This is a genomic window from Roseomonas rosulenta (assembly GCF_016106005.1).
Classification (GTDB): Bacteria; Pseudomonadota; Alphaproteobacteria; order Acetobacterales; family Acetobacteraceae; genus Neoroseomonas; species Neoroseomonas rosulenta.
In genome coordinates this window covers 1-2,762 of the sequence record NZ_JACADR010000412.1, presented here as the reverse complement: position 1 = coordinate 2,762, position 2,762 = coordinate 1, and the positions used below count along the sequence as shown (strand labels likewise).

Below are 2,762 nucleotides of genomic sequence, written 5' to 3'. Positions count from 1 at the left end.
CCGGTGCGGGGCGAGGCCACGCTCGATGCCGCCGCCAACCCGCCGCGCGTCGCGCTGGCGCTGCGCAGCGAGGGGCGTGGGCTCGACCTCGCCGCACTCCGTCGCGCGCGCGGCGAGGCGACCGGCATCGAGGGCCGCGCCGAGGTGGTGCTGGACATCCAGGGCCGGGGTGCGACGACCCGCGCCGTGGCGGCGACGCTGTCGGGCGAATTCGGCCTCGCGATCGTCGAGGGGCGCCTGGCGCAGGCCGGGATGCTGCGGCTGGGGCCGGACTTGCTGGCCCTGCTGCTGCCCGGCGCCCCGCGGGAGGGGATCGAGCTGCGCTGCCTCGCGCTGCGCATGTCGGCCGAGGACGGCGTGGCGCGCAGCCAGGCGCTGCTGGCCGAGACCTCGGCCGGGCGGATCGAGGGCGTTCTGGCAGCGAACCTGCGCAGCGAGGCACTGGCGGCGCGGCTGCTGCCGGACGTCACGCTGCTCGGGATTCGAGTGCGCGCGCCGGTGGGGATCGGCGGCACGCTGGCGGCGCCGCGGGTGGGGGTGGAGCCCGGCCGCGCGCTCGGCCAGGTGATCGAGGACACGGTGGCGAACCGGCTCTGGCGCGACCCGACCGTGGAATGGCTGCGCGGGCGGGTGCAGGGCGGCACACCGGCGGGGGATTGCGCGGCGCAGCTGCGCCTCGCGCGGATGGGGGCCGATGGCCCGTTGCCGGCCGCCGAGCGATTCGTGCCCGGCGTGCCGCGCGAATTGCAGGGCAGCACGCAGGACGTGCTGCGCGGCCTGGGCGGCATCGGCGGGGCGCTGGGCGGGGCGGTCGGCGGGCTGCTCGGCGGCGGGCGGCGGTGAAGCGCCAACCGCCGGTTCCACGCTGGCGGTAGGTGATCTAGAAGCCCGCGCATGAAGCGCTTCTGGAACCACGCCGTCGCTGTTCGCCGGCCCGAGGGCGGGTACGCCGTGGTCCTCGACGGCAAGCCGCTGCGCCTGCCGGGCGGGGCGCCGCTGGCGACGGGTTCGGCCCCGCTGGCCGAGGCGATCGCCGCCGAATGGGACGCCGCCGGCGGCCAGAAGGGCGGCGAGATCACGATGGACGCAGTGCCGCTGACGCGCCTGCTGGGCAGTGCCCAGGAGCGGGTCGCGCAGGATCCCTCGGCCATGGTCGCGGGGCTGGCCAAGTATGGCGAGACCGACCTGCTCTGCTACCGCGCCGCGGATGCCGCGCTGGCGGAACTGCAGGCGCGGGACTGGCAGCCGCTGCTCGACTGGGCAGCCCGGGTGCATGGCGCGCCGCTCGGCGTGACGGCGGGACTGATGCCGCTGGCGCAGCCGCCGGGAAGCCTGGCGGCGTTGCGCGACGCGGTGGCGGCGCATGGGGCCGAGGAGCTGGCGGCGCTGGGTGTGGCGGTGCCGGTGCTGGGCAGCCTGGTGCTCGGCCTGGCGCTGTCGGCCGGCGAGGTGGACGCAGCGCGCGCGCATGCGCTCTCGGTGCTGGACGAGACCTTCCAGGAACAGCGTTGGGGACTGGATGAGGAAGCCGCGGCCCGGCGTGCCCGCGCTGCGGCCGATGTGGCGCTGGCCGAGCGCTTCCTGACGCTGGTGCGCGCATGAGGGCGCGCCAGGTGGTGATCCGTGGCCGGGTGCAGGGCGTGGGCTACCGCGAATGGATGGTGCGCGAGGCGACGCACCTTGGCGTCCAGGGCTGGGTGCGCAACCGCGCCGACGGCGCGGTGGAGGCGCTGGTGGCCGGCGAGGAAGCGGCGGTGCAGGCGCTGCTCTCGGCCTGCCGGCGCGGGCCGATGCTGGCGCGGGTGGACGACATCACGGACGAATTCGCCGAACCGCCGACCGGGCCGGGGTTCCAGCGGCGATAGCGCGCCCCTCGCCCGCCTTGACGCGCCCGCGCGGCGTCACCACACGACGGCGCAACGCCGGAAGGATCGTCACCATGCCGCTTCATCGCCGCGCCCTGCTGGGCGCCGCCGCCACGCTGCCCCTCGCCGCCGCTGCCCGCGCCCAGGCGCGCCCGATCCGCGTGCTGGTGCCCTTCGCCGCCGGCGGCGCCGCCGATTCCGCCGCGCGCACCATCCTGCCGCGCATGGGCGAGCGCCTGTCCGTCACCTTCGTGGTCGAGAACCGCACCGGCGCCGGTGGTTCGATCGGCGGGGCGGAGGTGGCGCGTGCCGCCCCGGACGGGACCACGCTGCTGTGGGATGCCTCCTCCCACATCGTGAACCACGCGCTGCTGCGCGGGCTGACCTTCGACTACACCACCGCCTTCGCGCCGATCAGCCAGGTCTGCACCTTCCCGCAGGTGGTGGCCGTGAAGGCAGATTTCCCGGCGGCCGACATCGCCGCCTTCATCGCCGCGGCCAAGGCGCGGCCCAACACCATCAACATGGGAACCCAGGGCAATGCCACGGCGGGGCACCTGGGGCTCGCGCGCTTCGCGCGGGAGGCGGGGATCGAGGTGACGCACGTGCCCTATCGCGGCGGCGCCGATGCGGCGCGCGACCTCGCGGCGGGCACGCTGGACGGGGTGTTCATCACCGCGCTGTCCGCCCGCCCGGTGGTCGAGAGCGGGCGCGCGCGCTTCCTGGCGGTGGCGACGGCGCAGCGCCAGGCAGGGCTGCCCGGCGTGCCCACGCTCGCGGAATCGGGGCTGCCGGGCTTCGACGTGAGCGAATGGGTGGGGCTGTTCGCCCCCGCCGGTACGCCGGCCGAGGTCGGCGCGCGCCTGCACGAGGCGCTGGCCGCCGCGCTGGCCGAGG

General features: G+C 76.5%; 4 protein-coding genes. All 4 read left to right on the top strand.

Going from position 1 to position 2,762, the window contains the following annotated elements; all coding sequences use genetic code 11:
- Positions 1-843: AsmA-like C-terminal region-containing protein (locus tag HW578_RS25135; protein WP_198373432.1), on the top strand; the 843-nt coding region annotated here is incomplete at its 5' end.
- Positions 844-894: 51 nt separating this feature from the next.
- Positions 895-1,602 (top strand): ATP12 family chaperone protein, encoded by a 708-nt coding sequence (locus tag HW578_RS25130; protein WP_198373431.1) that lies wholly within the window; start codon positions 895-897, stop codon positions 1,600-1,602.
- A complete protein-coding gene (locus tag HW578_RS25125; RefSeq protein ID WP_198373430.1) occupies positions 1,599-1,865 on the top strand; it encodes an acylphosphatase in 267 nt (88 codons plus the stop codon). The genes HW578_RS25130 and HW578_RS25125 overlap by 4 nt, the downstream gene beginning before the upstream one ends.
- 74 nt (positions 1,866-1,939) lie before the next feature.
- Positions 1,940-2,762, top strand: an 823-nt coding sequence (locus tag HW578_RS25120) for a tripartite tricarboxylate transporter substrate-binding protein (protein WP_198373429.1), incomplete at its 3' end; no start/stop codon positions are given.